This is a genomic window from Pseudarthrobacter naphthalenicus, assembly GCF_029076445.1.
Taxonomy (GTDB): domain Bacteria; phylum Actinomycetota; class Actinomycetes; order Actinomycetales; family Micrococcaceae; genus Arthrobacter; species Arthrobacter naphthalenicus.
The window spans coordinates 22,021-44,745 of sequence record NZ_JARESG010000025.1 but is presented as its reverse complement, the minus strand read 5'-3'; the positions used below and the strand labels follow the sequence as shown (position 1 = coordinate 44,745).

Annotated in this window: 18 protein-coding genes and 2 pseudogenes; 16 read left to right on the top strand and 4 right to left on the bottom strand. The window is 60.6% G+C overall.

Features of this window, described 5'->3' with window-relative positions:
- Window positions 1-436: 436 nt before the first annotated feature.
- From PY310_RS18690 to PY310_RS18665, 6 genes and pseudogenes are all read left to right on the top strand, one after another.
- Window positions 437-688: a hypothetical protein gene (locus PY310_RS18690; protein ID WP_275216000.1), complete on the top strand. Its 252-nt coding sequence runs from the start codon at window positions 437-439 to the stop codon at window positions 686-688.
- A 711-nt stretch (window positions 689-1,399) separates the two neighbouring features.
- A pseudogene (locus tag PY310_RS18685) lies at window positions 1,400-2,120 on the top strand (IS3 family transposase); the annotation flags it as partial.
- A gap of 128 nt (window positions 2,121-2,248) precedes the next feature.
- Complete coding sequence (locus tag PY310_RS18680) at window positions 2,249-4,186, top strand: DEAD/DEAH box helicase (protein WP_275215998.1); 1,938 nt, start codon at window positions 2,249-2,251, stop codon at window positions 4,184-4,186.
- Between the two features lie 143 nt (window positions 4,187-4,329).
- Complete coding sequence (locus tag PY310_RS18675; RefSeq protein WP_275215997.1) at window positions 4,330-4,530, top strand: hypothetical protein; 201 nt, start codon at window positions 4,330-4,332, stop codon at window positions 4,528-4,530.
- A gap of 174 nt (window positions 4,531-4,704) precedes the next feature.
- Window positions 4,705-5,058: a type II toxin-antitoxin system RelE/ParE family toxin gene (locus tag PY310_RS18670; RefSeq protein ID WP_275215995.1), complete on the top strand. Its 354-nt coding sequence runs from the start codon at window positions 4,705-4,707 to the stop codon at window positions 5,056-5,058.
- Window positions 5,058-5,363: a helix-turn-helix domain-containing protein gene (locus PY310_RS18665; protein ID WP_275215994.1), complete on the top strand. Its 306-nt coding sequence runs from the start codon at window positions 5,058-5,060 to the stop codon at window positions 5,361-5,363. The genes PY310_RS18670 and PY310_RS18665 overlap by 1 nt, the downstream gene beginning before the upstream one ends.
- An 809-nt stretch (window positions 5,364-6,172) precedes the next feature.
- Here the strand turns inward: PY310_RS18665 and cynS are convergent.
- Window positions 6,173-6,625 carry a cyanase gene (cynS, locus tag PY310_RS18660; protein WP_275215992.1) on the bottom strand — a complete coding sequence of 151 codons (453 nt, stop codon included), beginning with the start codon at window positions 6,623-6,625 and terminating at the stop codon, window positions 6,173-6,175.
- 809 nt (window positions 6,626-7,434) lie between these two features.
- Between cynS and PY310_RS18655 the strand changes: the two genes are divergently transcribed.
- A complete protein-coding gene (locus PY310_RS18655; RefSeq protein WP_275215991.1) occupies window positions 7,435-8,109 on the top strand; it encodes an SDR family NAD(P)-dependent oxidoreductase in 675 nt (224 codons plus the stop codon).
- Window positions 8,110-9,442: 1,333 nt separating this feature from the next.
- Here PY310_RS18655 and PY310_RS18650 read toward each other — a convergent pair.
- Window positions 9,443-9,625, bottom strand: a pseudogene (locus PY310_RS18650) (IS1380 family transposase); the annotation flags it as partial.
- A gap of 192 nt (window positions 9,626-9,817) precedes the next feature.
- On the opposite strand from PY310_RS18650, the gene PY310_RS18645 reads away from it, so the two are divergent.
- Window positions 9,818-10,003, top strand: a complete 186-nt coding sequence (locus PY310_RS18645; protein ID WP_275215990.1) for a hypothetical protein — start codon at window positions 9,818-9,820, stop codon at window positions 10,001-10,003.
- An 812-nt stretch (window positions 10,004-10,815) separates the two neighbouring features.
- Here the strand turns inward: PY310_RS18645 and PY310_RS18640 are convergent.
- Entirely contained in the window at window positions 10,816-11,790 is a 975-nt protein-coding gene (locus tag PY310_RS18640) for an aldo/keto reductase (protein WP_275215988.1), read from the bottom strand.
- Between the two features lie 193 nt (window positions 11,791-11,983).
- Window positions 11,984-12,739, bottom strand: a complete 756-nt coding sequence (locus tag PY310_RS18635) for a DeoR/GlpR family DNA-binding transcription regulator (protein WP_275215987.1) — start codon at window positions 12,737-12,739, stop codon at window positions 11,984-11,986.
- A 326-nt stretch (window positions 12,740-13,065) separates the two neighbouring features.
- Between PY310_RS18635 and PY310_RS18630 the strand changes: the two genes are divergently transcribed.
- The 8 genes from PY310_RS18630 to PY310_RS18595 all read left to right on the top strand — a co-directional run bounded on the left by PY310_RS18630 (window position 13,066) and on the right by PY310_RS18595 (window position 22,110).
- Window positions 13,066-13,977: a substrate-binding domain-containing protein gene (locus PY310_RS18630; protein ID WP_275215986.1), complete on the top strand. Its 912-nt coding sequence runs from the start codon at window positions 13,066-13,068 to the stop codon at window positions 13,975-13,977.
- A 58-nt stretch (window positions 13,978-14,035) separates the two neighbouring features.
- Entirely contained in the window at window positions 14,036-15,550 is a 1,515-nt protein-coding gene (locus PY310_RS18625) for a sugar ABC transporter ATP-binding protein (RefSeq protein ID WP_275215984.1), read from the top strand.
- On the top strand, window positions 15,547-16,602 hold the full coding sequence (locus PY310_RS18620) for an ABC transporter permease (RefSeq protein ID WP_275215983.1): 1,056 nt from the start codon (window positions 15,547-15,549) through the stop codon (window positions 16,600-16,602). Before PY310_RS18625 ends, PY310_RS18620 begins: the two co-directional genes overlap by 4 nt.
- The gene (locus PY310_RS18615) at window positions 16,599-17,672 is read left to right on the top strand and encodes an ABC transporter permease (RefSeq protein ID WP_275215982.1); all 1,074 of its coding nucleotides are present in this window, start codon (window positions 16,599-16,601) and stop codon (window positions 17,670-17,672) included. Before PY310_RS18620 ends, PY310_RS18615 begins: the two co-directional genes overlap by 4 nt.
- A 77-nt stretch (window positions 17,673-17,749) precedes the next feature.
- Complete coding sequence (locus tag PY310_RS18610) at window positions 17,750-18,751, top strand: dihydroxyacetone kinase subunit DhaK (protein WP_275215981.1); 1,002 nt, start codon at window positions 17,750-17,752, stop codon at window positions 18,749-18,751.
- Between the two features lie 3 nt (window positions 18,752-18,754).
- Complete coding sequence (locus PY310_RS18605; protein WP_275215980.1) at window positions 18,755-19,381, top strand: dihydroxyacetone kinase subunit L; 627 nt, start codon at window positions 18,755-18,757, stop codon at window positions 19,379-19,381.
- A 139-nt stretch (window positions 19,382-19,520) separates the two neighbouring features.
- Entirely contained in the window at window positions 19,521-20,405 is an 885-nt protein-coding gene (locus tag PY310_RS18600; RefSeq protein ID WP_275215978.1) for an NAD-dependent epimerase/dehydratase family protein, read from the top strand.
- Window positions 20,406-20,634: 229 nt separating this feature from the next.
- Complete coding sequence (locus PY310_RS18595) at window positions 20,635-22,110, top strand: FGGY-family carbohydrate kinase (RefSeq protein ID WP_275215977.1); 1,476 nt, start codon at window positions 20,635-20,637, stop codon at window positions 22,108-22,110.
- Window positions 22,111-22,725 lie beyond the last annotated feature (615 nt).

Here is a 22,725-nt window from a genome sequence, read left to right as displayed (position 1 = left end):
GAAACTGACCGGCAGGGACGGGAAAACAGCGGTAGACTTCTGCATCGAAAGGGTGCTCCCTCGCTCGGCAAATAACGGTCTCGACAACCACTATTTTCCCAGCTCAGAGCACCCTTTCCCTGATTAATACGCCAACCCAGCGGCACCCCCATGAAAACCCCGGGCTAGCGAGGTGGGCCCAAGACGAGTGTTGGGCCCGGCATGTCGGCGGAAAGCCAGCTTCGTGAACCCTGCTCTTTGCGGCATCTTGAGTCAAACTTTCCTAAAGGTGGCCTAAGTCCTGATGCTTCCCGTGCAAGATCATGACAACAGGAGGTATGGGTGAGGCATGATCCCGGGGAAAGTAGCCACGGTGAGGTTGTCGGTGGCGGTGCTCCCATGGGGACTGTCTTGCCTGATCCATATGGCTTGCCGTATCGGGAAGAAGCTGGGGTGCATGACAGACGACGATCAGAGCTTTGAGCTTGCGACGAATAGTGCGGAGGATCCGAAGGAGCCGGTGATTGGTCTAATGGTTATTCGGACGTGGCACGAGCCGGACCACCAGCACCTTTTTCGAGCGAGGATAACTACCGGCCTGTCGCCCGGCGGGGAACAGCGCTCTGTTGCTGCGGCTAATCCGGACGAAGTCCTGATGATCGTGCAGGAGTGGCTGGATGGCCAATCACGTGGGTTTGGTGCGCAATGATTCTTCGGTGCCCCCACCAGTGTTGTGGCCGCGGATTGCTGCAACGAGGCGCAGAGTCTCCGCACGTTTTCGTAGGCCTTGGTGTCAGGGTGCTCAGGCAATAAAAGCCCAACAACGTAACTGCGGGGGCTTGGCCCCCGCAGGACCAGGGCTGCAATCAGTCGCTGCTGCCGCAGAGCGGCGTGAATAGTTTGGCCATTGACGCGGAGCCGCCATGAGTGCAGATGTAATTCGAACTATTCATGGGCTTCGCTGCCCATAGCAACCCCGATCTCGCTGGGTCGGCGAAGTATTTCAGCTTTCTGATTCGCCATGCGCTGAGTACGGCGGCATGAAGCTCGCTGAGATTCAACTCCGGGGAACCACGAAGGATGAGCGGCGCGCTATCCGCGCCGAGTACAACGCTTGGCGACGGGGCGAAATTCTAATAGACGGCTGGACATGGAAGCGCTGGAGAGGGTGGGGAGATCACAACCAACGCGGTCAGTGTTATTACTGCCAAAAGAAGAAATCCAAGCAGGGATGCAGGTCGATCACCGCGTCGCTGTGTTCTATTGCGGCCCGAACCATGTCAGCAATTGCATCCTGGCTTGCCAGCCCTGTAACTCCTTCAAGGCCAAGCACGTACTTCCGCGGGCCATAGACGGGACTGCCGCCGGTCTTGTTGACTCCTTGACCTAGCGAGCTTGTGCTCGTGGAAGGATGTTGACCATGCCCACGGCTTATGGGGCGGAGTTCCGCCAGGATGTTATTGATGTGGCCCGCAAGGGCGAGGCGCCGCCGGCGCAGATTGCGAAGGATTTCGGGCTTGCGGTCACGCTTAAGCGCAGGATTGCTGTCGCCGAACGTAAAGAATCCGGGGCCGGCCCGGCAGCGTCGGAGTCGGCCGAGCTGCGGGAGCTGAAGAAGCGCAACCGTCTGTTGGAGCAGGAGAATGAGATTCTGCGCCGGGCGGCTGCCTATCTGGCCACGGACATCAACCCAAAATGATCTACCCGCTGGTCACGGATCTTGCCGCCGACGGTGTTCCCGTGGCGGTGACCTGCAGGGTGTTGAAGTTCAGCACTCAAGGCTATTACCGGTGGAGGGCCAGTCCGGTGACGGAACGCGGTTGGATCGATGCGCACCTCGTCAACGCCGCCCTGGACACCCCGCCGACGACCCCGCATTCGGGTACCGGTTCATCGCCGACGAACTCCCGGAGAAGGGCATCACGGCAGGCGAGAACAGGGTCCAGCGCCTGTGCAGGGACCACGGCATCTGGTCGGTGTTCTCGAAGAAGCGTGGCCTGAACCGCAGACCCGCGCCGCCGGTCCACGACGACCTGGTCGAGCGGGATTTCACCGCCGCGGGCCCGAACGAGCTGTGGCTGACGGACATCACCGAGCACCCCACGGCCGAGGGCAAGCTCTACCGCTGCGCGGTGAAGGATGGCTGATTGTCGGCTCCCGTCTCGGGCGTGAGAACCGCCACGGCGAACCACAGTTCGTACTTGGCACCTGTAACCCGGCAGCTAACTGGGTCAAGGACACCTTCTACACACCCTGGATAAAGGGCACGTTGCCGGCCGACTTCGCGCCACTCGATGCCCTGGCGTACGTCAAGGCGGCTCGCTTTCGGGGTATCCCCGCAGCGCTGGAAGTGTCCCAATCCGGACGTGGCGCCCATGTATGGATCTTCTTCAGCACAGCTATGCCGGCATCCGCAGCACGCCAGCTTGGCACGGGTCTCATCCACGAAGCAATGGCATTGCGTGGCAGCATGAGCCTGGCCAGTTATGACAGGCTTTTCCCCGCCCAGGACGTTCACTCGGGCAAAGGTATGGGTAACCTGATCGCGGCGCCGCTAAACGGCAAGCGCCGCCAGCACGGCACCACGTTGTTCCTCGACACTACGACCCTCGAACCATACGAGGACCAATGGGCGTACCTTTCCAGCCTGGATCGGCTCTCGGACGGGGAGGTTCGTATGCATATCCGAAGATTGCCTGGAGTTAGGCTTGGACAAGAGGTTCGCCGGCTAGAACTGCCGCTATCGTCGAAGATCGTTCCACGCCCGGCACTGATCGTCCATGCAACATTCGCATCGCGCCTGACTCTCAAGGCAGCAGACCTTGGACCAGCCATGATCTCGGCCGTCAAGCATGCCGCGTCCATGCCCAACCCTGAGTTCTATGAACGCCAACGCCAGAGGCGATCCACCTGGAATATTCCCCGATACCTGCGCAACTACGACGAAACCCTTGACGGCGACCTGATCCTGCCGCGTGGGTTGTTGCCCTTATTACAGCAACTTGTCGAATCGAGTGGCAGCTCGCTGCGCATCGATGATGAACGGTCGGGAGGCGCTGCTCACAGCTTCGAGTGCTCGGCCCGCCTGCGCGCGGAACAACAAGACGCCGTGGACGCCGCCACTGCCGCCGAGCACGGAGTCCTGGTGGCCCCGCCCGGCACAGGCAAGACCGTTATGGCGTGTGCTGCGATGGCACTGCGTGGCGTCGCAACGCTCATTCTGGTTGATCGCAAAGCCTTGGCGGAGCAATGGCGCAGCCGCATCCGTGAATTCTTGGACGAGAAGTGCGGCCAAATCGGAGGTGGCCGTGCCAAGACGACGGGTCGGGTCGATGTCGCGCTGTTGCCCACGCTGGCACGGCGGGAAAATGTTGCCGAGCTGACCGCCGGGTACGGTTTCGTCATCGTGGACGAATGTCACCACGTCCCGGCGGCAGCGTTTACCCACGTCATGAACCAGATCCAGGCCCGGTACTGGCTGGGGCTGACGGCCACACCGTACCGACGGGACAAGTTGGACTCGCTGATCAACCACCAGCTCGGCCAAATCTCACACACGATTTCCCCAGCTGTTCCACAGCAGCTGCCAACGCACGCACATGACATTGCCGAACCGACGCTGACTTTGGAACTGCACCGGACCTCATACGCGTACGACGGCGCCGCAGACCCCAGCGAACCGGGCGGGATCTCTGCCCTTTACAAGGACTTGATCACCAATGAGGAACGCCTACAGCAAATTTACGACGACGTCATTGAAGCTTACGAACAGAACTCCAGAATCCTTGTACTGACTACGTGGAAAGCCCATCTTGAGTCCCTGAGGTCCCGGTTCGAGTCGGCTGGTCTGAAGCCAGTGGCTTTCACTGGGGCGATGAAAGCCAAGGAGCGACAGGCCGCCGTCGACCTTCTTGCCACCACCGATGATTCGCAGCCTCTGCTGGTCTTGGGCACCGGCTCATATATTGGAGAAGGCTTTGACTGCCCCAAACTGGATACCCTGTTCCTTGCAGCGCCGGTGTCGTTCAAAGGCAGATTGGTCCAGTACGTCGGCCGGGTAATCCGGCCGTACCCAGGGAAAACTGTGGCGACAGTTCACGACTACTATGACGAATCAACACCCGTACTGGCCGCGTCCCTGAACAAGCGGGCTCCGGGCTACGTCTCGCTCGGGTTCCCTGATCCGCGCAAGCTCAAAAGCAGATAACATCGTCGACAGGACCGTAGGCGGCGGTGTCTGCGTTGCCACAACTCCTCGGAACCGTATTCTCGAGAGGTCACCGTCGGGCAGCCGGATACGTCTCACGCCAGTGAACTACCTGATACCGCTTAGTATCATCGAACGTGGACATGAACCTGCGTGTTTCAGACGACTGTGACTGCCGTCCGGATGAGCCTACTGCCAAGGCGCACACCTCCAGGTCGGCGCTTCTTGGCCAAGTTGCCGGTTCGGACGTCCAAGGTCACCGGCATAGGCAGGAAATCAGCGCGGGCCTGGACTTCGTAATGCGCCACGACGCCGGGCTGCTGAAGCACCTGGACGATGCCTGAGTTCTCGCTTCGAATACGACGACATCGTCGCCTTGCCAGATCTTCTTCTCTGCGACGCACTGCCTGGCCACAACCGTTATGGGTGTGACGGCTCGTCCCTACTGCACGTCCAACAAGTGGCGGCCGCAATATAGCACTTGAGTTGTAGAACACCTGAGTTGTATTATGGACTCGATGTGGAAAGTTGACGTGGGATTAGTTGAGCCATGGTTGTTAGGTCTTGACCAAGACTCGTATGAGCAGATTATTGCTGCATTAGAGCTTCTCGCCGAGCGCGGACCTCAACTTGGTCGTCCATTGGTCGACACGGTGGTTCGTTCACGGCATAAGAATATGAAGGAGCTGCGGCCGGGGTCGAGCGGGCGGTCGGAACTGCGAATCCTGTTTGCCTTTGATCCGGAGCGGCGGGCGATCCTGCTTGTCGCGGGGGACAAGGCGGGCAACTGGAGCAAGTGGTACAAGACGAACATTCCGGTTGCTGATGACCTGTTCGATGATCATCTGAGGATTCTGAAAGGAGGGGCATAGTGGCGAAGTCCATGGAGGAACTACTGGCAAAGCGTCCGGTGGACCGGGCAGCTGTGAATGCCCACAAGAAGCGCATGGTCGATGAGGTCCGGGCCTACCGGCTTCGGGAGCTCCGCGAGGCCTCTGAACTGACGCAGGTCGAGCTGGCTGGGCGCCTTCATGTCAGCCAGAACAGGGTTTCCCGCATCGAGCACGGTGACATTGATCGTGCCCAGATCGATACTTTGCGGAAATACGTCGAGGCGCTTGGCGGTCGGCTTCGTGTTGAGGTTGAACTCGGCGACGAACGAATCCAGATCGCCTGACGAAGCGACTCGGAGCGATCCGCGACGGCAGCCGTCTGCCCGGACATCGAGGTCTAAAAGGTGGGAAAAAGGGGTGTGCACAATGTGCACACCCTGGGGGTCGGACTGGGTCGTATATTGGCCGGATCGGGCCGGATTCAGCATGTTTTCGGGAGTTCCCAGTGTTTGCAAGGGCCGGAGTCCGGTTCGAGTCCCACCTCGGGCACAGTGTTTCCGCAGGTCAGGGGCTTTTTTGGGGTTTTTTCGTGTGGACAGTGTCCACACTTTTGCCTCTGATCTGATGTTCCGGGTGTGTGGGGTCCCGGAAACGGCCTATTCGGTTGTGTGGGGGGCGGCTGCCTACTGCGGACCGGGTACCGCCCTGCGGGGCCTCTTCTGGGTGTTCATCCTTCCCTTGGTTTTGGCGTTCACCACTTCATGGTGGCCAGAATGGCCTACAACATGATTTGCTGATTATTCGTTAGATCGACCTTGGGTTTGCGGCCGGTCCGGATTTTCCGTTCTGATACCTGTTCATGCAGGAATGCCTCGGGAACGGCATGACATGGCCACTGATCATGAGCTTGCTGAGCCTGGCCAGTCGGTTGGCGGGCCGGCCTCGGGGTCGAGTTGTAGGAGTTGCTGGGCCTTGCTGCCTCTGCCTTCCCACCAGTTAACCGGCCGCCGCAGCCATCATTTTCCCGTCATAGCAGCGACAACTCCAAGGTGGGCGAGGAGCAGTTCGGCCCGACGCTGCCAATCGTCAAGTACCGCCCCCAGGTCTGCCCCGCAGCTCCCGGTGAGAGGCGATCCGGGTGGCCGGAGAGGATCTACCAGTTGTAGTCCAGGAATTTGCCGTCCAGAGTGATGACGACCCGGTCTCCTGCCGGGTCCTCACGGCGCTCGATGTCGACTTTGAAATTGATCGCGCTCATGATGCCGTCCCCGAATTCTTCATGAATGAGCTCCTTGATCGCGGGCCCGTACACGTTGATCGCTTCATAGAGCCGGTATATGGTCGGGTCCGATGGCACCGGCGAATCGAAGGAACCGCGGTAGGGCGGCATCTGCAGAGCCTCCCGGACCTCCGGATCCAAAGACAGCAGCCCCCCGACGATCTCTGCGTCCGCCGCCGTCAACGCGTGCTGGCCGAGCAGCGCGGCAACGACCCAGACCGGATCTTTACCGACTGCCTGTGCGATAGCGGCCCAGGACACTCCCGACCGGAACTGTGCTGCCCGCACAATCTGACCGGCATCCCTTTTACTGACAATCGGTTCCATGACTGCTCCTCTCTTAACGCACAAAATTGAGCGGGTAAAGGCCCAAAGGTTCTCAAACCAATCGTCTTGGGTCAATACGGCTTGAATAGAACGAAGGTTGGGAGCGCTCTTGCCCGGGGGGGCAGGGGAGCTGCGGATGCGGCCCCGGGCGGGGGAGTAGAAGACGGGTCTAACCGGCCGGGCTGGAAGCGATATGGAGGCCCCGAAGCGGATTGACGATCCCCCACGGGGCGTTCGACCCACAAGACTCAGCATCTACAACTGCTTCCACAACGTCTGTTAAGCGATCGGGTTTCAGTCGCAGGTTTTGGGCTGGAAACCGGAACCTGGGGGCCGGCGCTGAAACAGCTTTGCCAATCAACTGCCGCGATCGCGAGTGAGGCATCTTTACAAGACACGGGGCGGCCCGGCACGACGTCGATTACTTCGATCCTCCACGACACGATGTCCGTGTCTTGAAGAGCTGTTGATTACCGACACATTGCGATCACGCACATCTCTAAGCACGTGGCGCGCCTTCTGGGCCTCCCGTGAACTATGGGTTGGCCGGCGGAGGCATACAGTGCTTGACTAATCCGCATCCCAAGCACCTTGACGACGGCGGGTTTAGGCGGTTCGCCTGGGCGCGGCAACGATCGGCCGAGCCCTCCAGTTGCGGCGCGCGTTCCAGCTGAGGCGCGCTCTCGCGACGAGTGATGGCGTGAACTAGACTCACAGAGGTTCGGGTGTGTCGACGGTGATGCCGACAAACTGTCGCCCAACCTGACCGCGCTATTGTCGAGACAATAATTCAATCGAAGGAACCCGCCGTGCCTGTTATCGCCATCATCGGAGCTGGACCGGGACTCGGAGCGGCAGTTGCGCGAAGGTTTGGGCGCGAAGGCTTCTCGATAGCCCTGATCTCAAGGAACCAGTCGAAGCTTGACGTCATGGCCGCGGAGCTCAAGGCCGGCGGCTTGACCGCCTGTGGTTACGCCGCGGACGTGCTAGTGCCGGCGGCGCTTGAGGACGCCCTTGCACGTGCCGCGGCAGAGTTGGGATCCATCACCACGTTGCAGTACAGCCCGCTCCCGTCGCGTGAATACCTGAAGCCGGTGCTCGACATGACTCCAGAGTTGGCGCTGGAAGCATTGCGGTTCTCGGCCCTCGGGCTCATTCACGCGGTGCGCACGGTGCTACCAGCGATGCGTCAGGCAGGAGGCGGCAGCATCATCCTGATTAACGGCGGGACCTCGGTGAAGGCACGCGCCGACTTCGCAGGCACATCGGTCGCGTTCCCGGCCGAGAGCGCCTACGGTGAGATGCTCCACGACGCACTCGAGGTTGAGGGCGTCCGTGTCGCGCAACTCGTGATCCCCGGGGGCATTCCTAAGCTTCAGCTTGTCAATGGCATCGACGACGTCGCCGATCGTATTTGGGGCCTCCACGCCGTTGGGGGTCCGTTCCGCACTATGCTCATCCCGCTCGAGGACGGCAGGGAGTAGGGGCGCTATCGGCGTTGGCCATGTTGCCTCGTTGACTTCGGGACCAGGACGTCGAACCGGCCGCCGCTCAGAGCAGGCGCCGGATCATTGCCGCCGCCCTCGCCGCCCCACCGTAACGACGTCGACTACATGACACCCGAAACCCGGGTCGAAGCGACGGTCCCGCTGAGGACAGACCGGATATGTAGCTGAACTCTCTGGCCAGCCCTGATTATGTCTACGAACTGGCAGGCCGTACGAGATCCGCTTCCGATCCCGACTGAAACGACCATGAACGAATTTATGGGGTTGACATAGCTACCGAATTCGGACGGGTGATCGGCGAGAAGCGCGCAGAACGCCTCGCGGTTCATGGGGCCTTCGACGAGCGGGCGAGGGTACGTGAGGATGCCGAGCCCATAAGGAGCCGCGTACTGCCAATGCGATGGCGGGAACATCACGACGACCACGCCGAACGCAGCGGTCCCCACGACATGAACGCCTGCGAGCCATGCCCGCGGCGCCTCAGTCTTGGTGTGATTTTTTCGAAGCAAGTAGGTTGCGCGTATGACGATAACCGCGACGAAGAGCGCCACTACGGAGGGCAGCACCCATGGGACCCGGTGACATCGCCGATTGCAAAGAACCCGAGCACGGTTTCGGTGATGAAGAGCGACCAGAAAAGCCCAATAAGCATGACGACGAGGCCGACGATGTGCACGATGCGACCAAGGTCACAGTGGCCGCATCCCTCGCCACGCCGTTCCTGGCATCGGCGGTCTGCCCTGCAACGTTGATGAGCGAGTACGGCAGGGCAGCAAACCACACTGCGTCCCGGGCATGGCGGCGGGATGTGCGCGGCCAGTTCAACAGGCGCAGCTCATGTCGGGCAGCGGGGGTGGATGAATCGTGTCCGGGCCCCGCGGAAACCTCCATGCCACTACCGGGCCGCTACCGATCGAGTCGAGTGGTCGCTTGTCGCCCATGCCGTGGACGCGCAATTCGACACTTCGAGTCGGGTCGACCGTTGACCGTGCTCATATGCGGACAGTAGACAATAACCGGGTTGGTCCGATAGTGGAAACTGAAAATTGGCGGTTTGTGCGGGAGTACGGAGTTGGGCACCTGCTGGCTCAAGCGCAGGGCATTGCGCTCTGGTTGCGCGGAGGGCCCGCCCAGCGATGATGGGGGATCAGAATGACAAACAGCGAAGATGCTCTTTGTCGTTAATGGACGGTTTTCGGTGGTGCGGCATGACGCGGGCGCATCTAGTGTGCAGTGGCAGCGGCAGCAACAAGCTACCGGATGGGACTGCTGAAGTTTTGACTGACAAAGAGGTCAGGGACACCTGCGGCGACGCGACCTTCAGCCCGGCGTTGGCGCCCTTGTCCGTCGGCACCGACAACCACTCATCGGCGAGTTCCTGCAGCCCGGCGTCCCGGGCCAACGTCATCACCGGAAGAAGCCCAGCCACCGACACGAGATTCGGCTCGTCAAAGGAAAATGACATGCAGGCACGCTCATAGGAAAATTGCATCCACAAGATGCCCTCTTTTCGGTGGTGAATGTGCTCCAGACAAGCTCCATTTTCCTTGAAAAGACGGGCATTCTCGGTTTAAACCGCCGTCGGCGCCCCGACCATCATCGGTTGATCAAGGGCTAAGAAGGGGCGACATAGCACCACCTGGAGCAGTAACGTTTCCGCTACCTACCAAATAGGAGCCCAGCGATGGCAGCAAAGATGGAAACCACTTCCGCAGACTCAGCCAAGTTCCTCTGCGACCAGGTGAACCGGTTGATCCGCGGTTACGAAACGGCGCACGTCAGTGTTCAGGTCGTTACCACCGTGGTTCCAGACAACCGCAGCCAGACGGGCTCCAGAATCATTTACGTGGCTTTTATCATTCACCCTTAGCCGGTCGCTCTAAGGGACCAGTGAACCGTGTCCATCAGACTTTAGGAACACGTTCCAGCTCGTGCCACCGGTCGTGATGGAGGAACAGACAAACTGCATCGGGATGGTGTTTCCAGCTGGGGCGTCGGTGTAGCCACCTGTGGTGTCGTAGCTGTTGTCGGAAGCTTTGTAGGTGGACTTTGTCTTACCCGCCTGGGGGTAGCTGTGGGGTGCTTCTGGATGAGCCGCTTCTCGCAAACCGTGTTGGCTTCCTTGGCGTCGGCTGGGCGCTGGTCGTCGATGACCTTCTGAGCGGCATCCAAACCCGCCGACAATGCGGAGGCGCTGGCTACGACGCTCACCTTGGCGTCTGCTTCCTGGCCTGCTCGGATTGCCTGGGATGAGACAGCAACGGCGATGACCGCCAGGACTACAACGGCGGCCGCCCCGATGATGATGAGCCGTTGGTTTCGGCTCGGCGGTGGCTTTACTTCCGGAGTGGTCTCGACGGACATGGTGGTGCCTCTTGGCGTCAAACGGGATTGGAACTAGTAGGGAAGTGCTCGCCTAATTGGACAGATGCGGAAATTCCCGCTTGATGATGGCCAGTACCCGGCCCTCCACCTCGCGGACGCTCCTGTTCGGAACGTGGACGATGCCGGGGTCGAGAGGGTTAGTTACGTAGCCAGCTGTCGGGATCTTTTTGGCGCCTGGCTTCGGGCTCCGGGAGCGGTAAACCAAATGGCGCGCAATGCCGATCAGACAGACGTGGCAAACCGGCTCGACCTTGGAACTGAAGAGAAAGAGCCCTGCTCGTCGGTCTCGTGAGGTGCTCAGTATCCGGCGACCGCGTGTGGGACGTAGGGACTTTCCAGTTCGGCCTTTTCCATGGGGGTGAGCGTCAGTTCGAGGGAGGCGAGGGCATCCTGGAGGTGGGCCGGTTTGCTCGCCCCGACAATCGGCGCACTGACGACGTTGTTGGAGCGGACCCAGGCCAGGGCGACCTGGGCGCGGGGTACGCCGCGGCGTTCGGCGATGCCGCGCACGGCTTCGGCGACCGCCCTGTCGCTTTCCTCGGTGGTGTAGAGGGTCTTGCCGAACTCGTCCTTCTCCGAGCGGTTGGTTTTTTCGTTCCAGTCCCGTGTGAGCTTCCCGCGAGCCAGGGGACTCCAGGGCAGTACCCCGATCTTCTGGTCCGCGCAGAGGGGGAACATTTCGCGTTCCTCCTCCCGGTAGATCAAGTTGTAGTGGTCCTGCATGGTGACGAAACGGGTCCATCCGTTGAGTTGCTGCAGGTGCAGCGCTTTGCTGAACTGCCAGGCGGCCATCGAGGATGCGCCGATGTAGCGGACCTTGCCGGCTTTGACGACGTCGTGAAGGGCTTCCAGAGTCTCCTCGATCGGCGTGGCGGGGTCCCACCGGTGGATCTGGTACAGATCCACGTAGTCCGTTGCCAGCCGGGTCAGGCTGGCATCAAGTTCGGCGAAGATGGCCTTGCGTGACAGGCCCCGCCCGTTGGGGCCTTGTCGCATCACCCCGTGCACCTTCGTGGCGATGACGGTTTCCTCCCGGCGGGTGAAATCTGCCAGGGCCCGGCCCATGATTTCCTCGCTCGAGCCGTTGGAGTACACGTTGGCAGTGTCAAAGAAATTGATGCCCGCCTCCACGGCCTGGCGGATCAGCGGCCGGCTCTGGTCCTCCGGCAGCGTCCAGGGATGCGGGCCCCGGTCCGGGTCCCCGAAGGTCATGCATCCCAGTGCCAGCGGCGAGATGTCGAGGCCGGTGTTGCCGAGTTTGATGTATTCCACGTTCGTCCTCCGTCAAAAAGTCACAGTCCAGGTCCCGGCTGCGGCCCTTGCCCCCCACGGTATGTGAAAAAAGCGGCCACCTGTGGGCGCACGCAAGGTGTCCCGGCCGATCCCACCGTCACAGCGCCGCAGGCAGAGGCAGATGCCGTCGGGTTTTGGAGAACCAGGGACTGCTGAACCGGAAAGGAAATCGCTAGCCTCCCTTTTTTAGCTTGTTGGTCGCAGGCGCCCGAATGAGAGGGATGGGCCAGCGCGCCGCCCTGATCGGGTCTATTCCATCGTCCGTGATTCCGGCAGTAAAGTCCTCGAAGCCAAAGACCTTGAAAAGCGCCTCGCGTCCGAACTTCGAGCTGTCGGCGACGAAGAACGCTTCGCCTGCCACGGAGCGCATCCTGCGTTTGAGCTCGATGGAGTAGCTCGAGCTGGCGTATATCCCGTCGTCCATCACAGCTCCCGCTCCGAAAACGGCGACGTTGACCCGCATGTTGTCGAGCTGCTGTAGTGATGCTGGGCCCCACATGGAGGTGGTGCCAGGAAGGAGCTCGCCGCCGATGAATACCAGGTTGATGCGCGGTTTGCGGGAAATCTCGAGTCCAACCAGCAAGTCGTGGGTCACCACAGTCAGGCGCGAGTGGTCAAGGTGCTTGGCTACTTCAAGACACGTCGTCCCGCTGTCGAGCAGCACCGTCTGGTTTTCAAGAATCCGGTCGGCGGTGGCAGCGCCGATTGCCGCCTTTTCCCATGACTGCAGCTCGGTAGTACGGGTTGGGGCAGAAGGCTCTGCCGGTGCGGCGCCGCCGTGGGTGCGCCGAATTCTCTTTTCTTCGGCGAGACGCTCCAGATCCCGTCGAATCGTAGATGCATCGACTGCATACTTCCGGGCGAGCGTAGTGACGCTCTGAAAGCCTTGCTCGTCTATGAGCTCGACGATCTCCTCGCGGCGCGACATCGGGCCCCTTTCTTAGGTATGAGCTAAAGAGTAGACGGATGCGCGATTTCGCGCAATGTCTGCACGGATGTTTGCAAGATTGCGCGAATCTCTCGACTTGTGCGCGAATATGGCCTAGCGTATGCACAGATCGGAGAATCCGATGCGCGGATTCAGGCATCCGCAATGCGTGATCACAAAGGAGTGAATTGATGAAGCTTTTGCGAACATCAGCGTTTCTAGCCGCAGGGGTCTCGGCCGTCCTCATGACTGGCTGCGGTTCTGTCAATGACGGCGGAGCCGCTGCAGCCGCCCCGGGCGCGAGCGGCGCCGCCAAAGCATCAGACATGACAATGGTGACAGTCGTGAAGCTCAAGGGCATTGCGTGGTTCGACCGAATGGACGAGGGGGTGAAAGCCTATGGCAAGCGCACCGGCATCGACACACGCACTGAAGGTGGCGATGACGTCAGCCCCGAGAAGCAGATCAAAATCATTGAGGACCTTGTCGCGCAAAAGCCGACAGCCATCACCGTTGTGCCGAATTCCCCGGAGGCCGTCGCCAATGTATTGGCCCAGGCCAAGGCCAAGGGCATCATCACGGTGGCGCATGAGGCAACCGGAATCAAGAATGTGGACATCGACATCGAGGCCTTCGACAACAAGGTTTACGGGCAGAAGATCATGAAGAGCTTGGGCACTTGCATGGAAGGCAAGGGCGAATATGTGCAGTTTGTCGGCGGCCTCACGGCAAAGACGCACATGGAGTGGGTCGGGGCCGCTTCCGACTACCAGAAGTCCAACTTCCCGGATATGAAGCTCGTCGAAGATCCGATCGAAAGCACGGACAACGAGGCTGCGGCTTACCAGAAGGCCAAGGAGGTCCTCGCCAAGCACCCGAACATCAAGGGGTTTGAAGGCTCTGCCGGCAACGACGTTCCCGGCATTGCACGTGCGGTGGAAGAAGCCGGAAAGGCGAAGGACACCTGCGTCATGGGGACGTCAATTCCCTCCGCTGCGAGCAAGTACCTCGCAACCGGCGGAATCGACAAGATTTTCTTCTGGGATCCGGCACTGGCCGGAGAGGCCCAGCTTGAGATCGCCCGCGTTCTTGCCACCGGCGGAAAGATCGAAGCCGGCACTGACCTGGGCATCAAGGGCTACAACAGCCTGAAGAAGCTCGATGGCTACGACAACGTCTTCCTGGGCGATGCATCAATCGAGGCGGACGCCACCTCTGCCAAGCAATACAACTTCTGATAGTCCCGGGCGTGGGGCCAGCACCAAGTGCCCCACGCCCTCCTGAAAGGGTTCCGATATGACAAGCACTGCCCTCAACGGGCCGCCCGCGCCTGTGCTGGAGGTGCGCAACATTGTCAAAACATTTGGTGGTGTCGCCGCACTGAGCGATGTCTCACTCGAACTGCTGCCCGGGGAGGTGCTCTGCCTCGCCGGCGAAAACGGCTGCGGAAAGTCGACGCTCATCAAGATCATCTCGGGCGCCGAGAAGCCGGATTCCGGAGAGATCGTCGTCGACGGCAACGCGTATTCTTCGATGGACCCCACCATCGCCATCAAAAGCGGGATCCAAGTCATCTATCAGGACTTCTCCTTATTCCCCAACCTCACCGTGGCGGAGAACATTGTCCTGACTGCGGCAGTGGCAAGCAGACGTCGGCTTCACAGCGCGCGGGGAGCACGTCCCGCAGCGCAGGCTATCGTCGACGAGCTGGGTTTGCATCTTGATCTCGATGCCGACGTGGAGCAGCTCTCGGTCGCGGACAAGCAGCTGACCGCGATTTGCCGCGCACTCGTCAGCGATGCACGGGTGTTGATCATGGACGAACCCACTACGGCACTGACACACACTGAGGTCGACAGGCTGTTCGTGATTGTAGAGCGTTTGCGCGCCAAGGGGGTGGGGCTCATCTTTGTTTCCCACAAGCTGGACGAGGTCCTCAAGATTTCGCAGCGCGTTGCGATCCTGCGCTCCGGCAGAAACGTTGTCACGAGCCCAGCCTCGACGTTGGATTCCAGGGCTATCGCACTCCATATGACTGGGCGGGAACTGGACGAAACCCGCCACGTAAGCCAGTTGGACCCGGCGTCAGACGTCGTCCTGGAACTTGAGCGACTGGGGATGCAGGGGGCATACAGGGACGTCTCTTTCAGCCTTCGGCGCGGCGAGATCCTCGGCGTGACCGGCCTCCTCGGCTCGGGACGCACCGAAATTGCGGAATCCCTCTTCGGCGCGGTGCCGCACGACTCCGGAACCGTGAAGATCAACGGTAAAGAGGTTCGCATCCGCTCCATCCAAGACGCGATCGAGGCAGGTATCGGGTACGTCCCCGAAGACCGCTTGACCCAAGGGCTCTTCATGAACAAATCGATAGCTGACAACATCATCGCCGGTTCCCCGAACGAGCACACGACGCGCCTAGGAACACTTGATCTGCGAGCCGTACGGCAGACAATCCAGGAACTCTTCACTCGGCTGCGTGTCAAGGCTCCGAACGTTCAGTCCCCGGTCCGAACACTCTCAGGCGGAAACGCACAACGCGTGGTACTCGCTAAGTGGCTGGCGCGCCGGCCACGCATCCTGATGCTGAACGGACCGACCGTCGGTGTCGATATCGGATCAAAGGCGGAGATCCTCAGTATCCTCCGTGCCGAAGCAGCCCAGGGGATGGGCATCATCGTCATTTCAGACGACGCACCCGAACTGGTGGCCTGCTGCCACCGAGTGCTTGTCGTACGGCACGGCAGGGTTGTCGAAGTTCTCGAAGGCGACGATGTCGCTGTGGACATCATCCGAGAGAAGGTGGCTGCATGAGCGGCACGAGGCTCAATACTCCGGCACGACTTCGGCTACTCCGGGGCCCAAACAACGAAGGCGTCCTCGCCGTCGTCCTCCTGGCCCTCATTGTGGCCATGTCCATCGCAAACCCCGTGTTCTTCTCGCTGCCGACGGCCTTCAGTATCCTTCGCAGCTCGATCGTGCCGCTTATTTTTGCCCTCGGTGTTCTCATGGTGATCATCTCCGGCGGCATTGACGTCTCATTTGCCGCTATCGCAGTGTTTGCGGCCTACACCACGGTCCGAGCGCTCGAGACCGGGATGCCGGATCTCGGGCTTGTGGGAGTGTTCGTTCTGGCGCTCCTGATCGGAGCGTCGCTGGGAGCAATCAACGGCTTCCTAATAGCGAAGTTCAGGTTGCCAACCCTTATCGTCACCCTGGGTACTCAGGGCATCTTCAAGGGCGCCCTGCTGACTTACGTCGGTTCCCGCTACATCGCCGATCTGCCGGCTTCGATGGCCCAGATCTCGACGACGAACCTCTTCGAAGTCGACACGTCCAGCGGAAGCGCTTATCTGCACGTTCTCGTGGTCCCCGCGGTGCTTCTGGCGCTCGGACTCGCCTGGGTCCTTCGGAGCACGATGTTCGGACGAAGCATCTACGCCATTGGCGGGGATGTTGAGGCCGCGCGCCGGGCCGGAATCCGAGTGGTTCGCACCCAGATGACCGTCTACGTCATTGCGGGCACCATGGCAGCGGTCGGCGGCCTCATCTACGTCATCATGGGACGCAGCGCCAGCCCCCAAATCCTCGTCGGCAGCGAACTCGACATCATTGCCGCCGTCGTCCTCGGCGGAGCATCGATCTTTGGCGGTCGAGGTTCGGTTCTGGGAACCACGTTGGGCGTCCTGCTGGTCCAGGTGATCTACAACAGCCTCATACTGGCAGGCGTCCCCAGCGCATGGCAGCGGACCGCCGTCGGTGTTCTTCTGATTATCGGTGTTGGCATCCAGGCGATAGCCTCCCGCCGGAGCACCCAGGCCCGCATCCTCGATGAGGCCCCCCAGAAGCAGGAGGTTGCAGCATGAAAAACGTCGACACCGAAACGAATTCACTGAACCGGCTTAATGACTCTGTCGACTCGGCGTGGACCCGCGTACTTGGCCGTGTGAGCCTGCAGGGCGGCGTCAAACGCATGCTGGTTCTGGTCGTGATTGCTTTCGCAATTTTCGCAGTGCTGAAGCCCTCTGTCTTCCTCAGCGGTACCAATCTGCGCAATATCGCACTGAACTCACCCGAAATCGGTGTACTCGCGATTGCCATGATGCTGGCAATGCTCACCGGCGGAATCGATCTGTCGCTTGTGGCGACGGCCAACCTCGCGGCCATCACAATGTCAACGATCTACACGGCCGTTGCCGCTGGCGATCCGACTCTTGCGGAACAATCATTCCCGCTCATTCTCCTCGCCGGCATCGCCGTTGGAGTTGCGGGAGGTTGCATCAATGGTGTCTTGATCTCCGTCGTAGGCATCACCCCGATTCTCGCGACCCTGGGAACCATGCAGATCTTCAACGGGATCGCTATTGCCTGGACGGGAGGCAAGACCCTGAACGGAACTCCTGCGGCCCTGACGGCCATCGGGGCCTCGACCGTCGGAGGGATTCCGACCCTATTCTTCGTGTTCATCCTTCTGGCCGTGGCCATCGGCGTCATGATCAATCGAACCCCTCTTGGGCTCAGAATTCAGCTACAGGGCGCGAACCCCACGGCGGCGCGCTACTCAGGCATCGCGAGCCAGAGGACGCTCATGAGCACCTACGTCTTGACCGGCCTGCTTAGCGGCATCGCGGGCGTATTTTTCATAGCTCGCAACCCCACTGCCTCTGCCGACTACGGCGCTTCCTACGTCCTCCTGGTCATCGTGATCGCCGTACTTGGGGGAACGAATCCAAACGGCGGATTCGCCACCGTCCTTGGCGTCGTGTTGGCCACCCTCACCCTGCAGATCGTTTCCAGCGGCTTCACCGCTCTGAGGCTCTCCTCATACCAGTACGCGATCGCCCAGGGAACGATTCTCGTAGCGGCCATGGCGTTCGACCAAGTCCGGTGGCGCAGCCGCAGGAGCCAGACAAAACCCGCAGTCCAACCCACCTGAAACCCCTCGGGTTGAGGGCGAGAATCGTCCAACACTGCCCGCCCAATAACCTCCGACACGTCAAAAGAAAGAAGACCGTGAAGAAGATCATTAATAAGCCAGAGGATTTCGTCAACGAGATGATCGAGGGAATCCTCCTCGCTCACCCTGACAAGCTGAAGACTCCCGGCGATGACCCCCGAATTCTCGTCCGCGCAGATGCGCCCGTCTCGGGCAGGGTCGGCATTGTCACCGGCGGGGGCTCCGGACATCTGCCGCTGTTCAAGGGCTACGTCGGCCAGGGGCTGTGCTCGGGCGTGGCGATCGGTAATGTCTTCAGCTCCCCAAGCTCCCAGCAGTGCTTCGAGGCAACGAAAGCCGTCAACGGCGGCGCCGGAGTGCTCTATCTATACGGAAACTATGGCGGGGACGTCTTCAACTTTGACCTCGCTGCCGATCTGGCGGAACTTGAGGACATAGAGACACGCACCGTTGTGGGGCGAGATGATGTCGCCAGCCAGCCCAAGGACAACCGCCTTGAGCGCCGAGGCGTCGCCGGATTGATCTTCGCCTACAAGGCCGCCGGCGCGGCAGCCGAGCGCGGGGACAGCCTCGACAAGGTTGCAGTGGTCGCCGAGGACATCGTCGATAATACGGCGACGATGGGAATCGGCCTATCGCCAACCATCCTTCCCACAACTGGTTCGCTGAGCTTCGACCTGCCTGACGGCGAAATGGAAATCGGAATCGGGATCCACGGTGAGCCCGGCATCCACCGCGGGGCCCTGGAGCCCGCGGACGCCATCACAGACCGCCTGGTTGGCGCGCTTGTTGAAGATCTTGAGCTCGCCGAGGGTGACCGCGTCGCCGTTCTCGTAAACGGAATGGGCGCCACGCCGCTGGAAGAGCTCTACGTCATGTACCGCCGTGTGCACCAGATCCTCTCAGGTCACGGTGTTTTGATCAACAAGAACTACATCGGCGAATACGCGACCAGCCTGGAGATGGCCGGCGCTTCCATCTCACTTCTCAAGCTCAACGATGACCGTCTGGCGCTGCTAGAAGCACCGGCCTCCTCGCCCTTCTTCCTGGAGGTTTGAACCATGCACTCGACACGGCTCATTGAACAGATCCAAGGAAGCCTCAAAGAGGTCGTCAAGTATGCGGACGAGCTGCGTGACCTCGACCAGGCACTGGGAGACGGCGACCTGGGCATCACCATCACCCTCGGCGCGGGTGCGGTTATCGACGCTCTTGGCGAACTGCCGGAAGGCGCCACCCCCTCGGAGATCGCCCGGACCTGCGCAAAGGCTTTTGCCAACGCCAACCCATCCACCATGGCTGCGCTAGTGGCCGGCGGACTGCTCGCGGGATCTAAGGTCTGGAAGGACGTTGAGGACGTGGACATCGCCGCGGCAGCACGCTTTGTTCGCGCCGCCGGGGACAACATCGCCCAGCGCGGCAAGACACAGTTGGGGGACAAGACCATCGTCGATGCCATCATGCCTGCGGCGGACGCACTCGACATAGGCCAAGATGCAACCAGCGGGCTGGACGCTGCCATCGCCGCGGCAGAAAAGGCCGTGGTGGATACACGTTCGTTGCGTTCGCGGCGCGGCCGGGCCGCTTGGCTCCAGGAGCGAAGCATCGGCCTTCAGGATCCTGGCGCGACAGCGATGTGGCGTTTCCTGGAAGCCTGGCGAAAAGCCAGCGTGCCCGCCCACTCGTAGATTCTGCAGGTCCCCTCACCGCTCTCATCAGCATTACGTCCGCCCGCGGCGAGGTGACGTAGCAGCCAGCGAAACCCGGGCATGCGGCCCCTGAATGGCCGTATGCCCGCCGGAGCACAACATATGAGGAGCAGAAAAGATGAAAGTTCTCGTAACCGGTTCACGCGGTAAGGTCGGCACCGCAGTTGTTCGCGCCCTTATCTCTGGCGGACACGAGGTCACCGGATCGGACCTCGGACGCCACGCATTCGACCGGATTCTCCCGGGCGAACCCGATTACCAACAGGCTGACCTTACTGACGCCGGTCAGGTCTACGGAATAGTTCGTGGCTTCGACGCGGTGGTCCATGCCGGCGCGATTCCCGAACCAACACATAACCCCCCGCACGTTGTCTTCCAGAACAACACCATGGGTACCTTCAACATGATTGAGGCATCTGTGCGGGCAGGCGTTAAAGTCTTCGTCAACATCTCCAGCGAGACCGTTCCTGGGTTCTTCTTCCCCGAGCGCCCGGTTCTCCCGGACTACGCACCTGTCGACGAGAGCCACCCGATCCGGCCGCAGGATCCGTATGCGCTGTCCAAATTGTTCGGCGAAGAGCTATGCGACGCCGCTGTTCGCCGGAGCAACATGCGCTGCATTTCCATCCGTCCGAGTCACGTCCAGCACACAGGTAACTATGAACGGAACTTGGGTGCCCAAGTCCGCGATGCCGGGAATCTCAGTCCAAACCTCTGGAGTTACGTTGACTCGGAGGATCTCGCGGATGCGATTTTGCTGGCCGTCGAGTCTGACATCCCCGGCCACGAGGTCTTCTACATTGCCAATCCCGATAACGTCGGCGGCCGAGACTTCGCCGCCATACTTAAGGAGCACTACGGCGATCAGATCGAACTGCGGAAACTGGATCGTTTCGACGCCTCCGGGATCTCCTGCGCAAAAGCGGAACGCATGCTGGGTTGGAAGGCCAAACGCTCGTGGCGCGATCACTTGGATACTGATGGTCACGCAATCGAGCAATAGATCTATGTGCATGTTCCCCTCCGCTAATCGGGGAATCCGAGTCAGCGAAGGCCACAACCCAGAAGGCGGTTGACGACCGACTACGTTGTCATGCTGACCCGCCGAAAATTCGACGGGGAAGGATGATCGTCATTTTCAAGGCTTGCCGGGCGGACCTCCGCCACAATGTGATCAATATCCGGCCCGCCCTTCCAGGGGCGGGCCACGGACCTCGGACGGTGGGGAACTGATGCTGGAAGTTGTTCTGGGCATCGATATCGGCACCTCCAGTAGCAAGGGCGTGCTGGTCGATTTCAGCGGACGGATTCATGCAATTGCTGTGCGCAATCATGACGTGTCGAGACCGTCATCGGGCCAAGTTGAAATGGACGCTGCCATCTGGTGGCAGGAGTTCATGGAAATTTCCCATGAGCTGACAGCTACGGAAAACGTCCGCGTAGTAGCGGTCGGGGTCAGCGGCATGGGCCCCTGCGTACTGGTTGCAGATGAGCACGCCAAGGCGCTGCGGCCTGCGATCCTCTACGGAATCGACGCCCGGGCCCTGGAGCAGATCGACTACCTCAACAGTCGATTCGGCGAGCAGTCGATCGTGGATCGATGTGGGTCGGCGCTGTCGACGCAGGCTGTAGGGCCTAAGCTCGCTTGGCTAGCAGATCATGAGCCGGCAATCGCCTCAAGAGCCCGTATGCTCTTCATGCCCAGTTCCTGGCTGGCCTACCAACTGACGGGTGAATACATTCTTGACCATCACTCGGCGAGCCAATGCACACCAATGTATGACACCTCCACGCATGGCTGGTATCTACCATATGCAGAACCCCTGACTCTATCCATCGACCTGCCTCGGCTCGTCTGGCCCGGAGAAATCGTCGGCCACGTGAGCGATGAGGCTGCGGACAGGACGGGCATCCCGAAGGGTGTCCCGGTCATCGGTGGAACTATTGATGCCTGGTCAGAATCCGTCAGCGTGGGCGCACAGAGGCCCGGCGATTTGATGCTGATGTATGGCACGACGATGTTCCTGATTAATACTCTGCAGGCAAGAGCCACTTCTTCTTCATTGTGGGGCACCGTCGGCGTGGTGCCCGGCACCTATAACCTTGCTGGCGGCATGGCAACCTCAGGTGCCATCACTGCCTGGATTAGGAAGTTAGTTGGGTCCCCCGACTTTTCAACCCTGCTGTCAGAGGCAGATAAGTCGGTCCCCGGGGCGAATGGGTTGCTCATGCTGCCGTATTTTGCGGGGGAGCGCACACCCGTAGCCGACCCGAACGCCCGGGGGGTCGTCGCAGGACTCACTTTGGATCACAGCCGTGGCGACCTGTATCGGGCCACCCTGGAGGCAACCGCATTTGGGGTCCGACACAATGTACAGGCTCTATCAGATTTGGGTGGCGCCGTGGGACGCACGGTTGCCGTCGGAGGAGGTACACAGGGTGGCCTGTGGACACAGATAGTTTCAGATGTCACAGGCTTGGAACAGCAAATACCTTCGGTGACCATCGGCGCGAGTTTCGGCGTCGCGTATCTGGCAGCAAATGCGCTGTGCCCAGTTGCAATCGATGACTGGAATCCGATCATGTCGGTAATTCAGCCGCGAGAGGAATCGTCCGCGAGATACGAAATTCTTTACGGGCTGTACAGGGAGCTTTACGAGTCAACGGCTTCAATCACCCACCGCCTAGTTGATCTTGCCGCGCGGTGAATGCACGCACGCCTACTCGTGCTCACCAAAATCGTAGTTGACCCATAGCCGTTCAAGCGGCGCTCCTGGCCACAGCCAAAGCCTCTCGAGACGCACAAAATCGAAGCACCTGTATAGGCTTGAGTCGCGAATTCCGCGGGTTGTCCTCACTTTCTGTACCACCACGACCGAGCACACCGGTTGTGTCATCGATGGGGTTTTCGGGAGCTGTCGATCCGCTTTGCCGACTCAGTACTGTGGGCAACGGTGCCGGGTGATACCAGCGTGACGGGTCAGCCTTCCGAGTCTGCCGGTCATGCGGATGTCGGCTGATCGGACCATGAAGGGGATGAAAAGGAGGCGGAATCGTTATGCGGAGCCTGACGACTCAGTGCGCCGTGCGGGCGTGCCCTGAAGTCCTTAACGGGAGCGGGCAGAACCTGGGTGCAGCCGAGGGTGAACTTCTCCGGCCGGATCAAGTCTCTGAGGGCAAAGAAGCGCCACACCCTGTCACTGGCGGGGTGGGGCTGTCTGGGGGAGGCCTCTGCGGGGGAGAATTGGGGGTGTGGACAGTGTCCACACTTTGGGTCGCGTACTGGGCCGTACCGGTGCCGGACTGGGCCGGATTCCGTATGT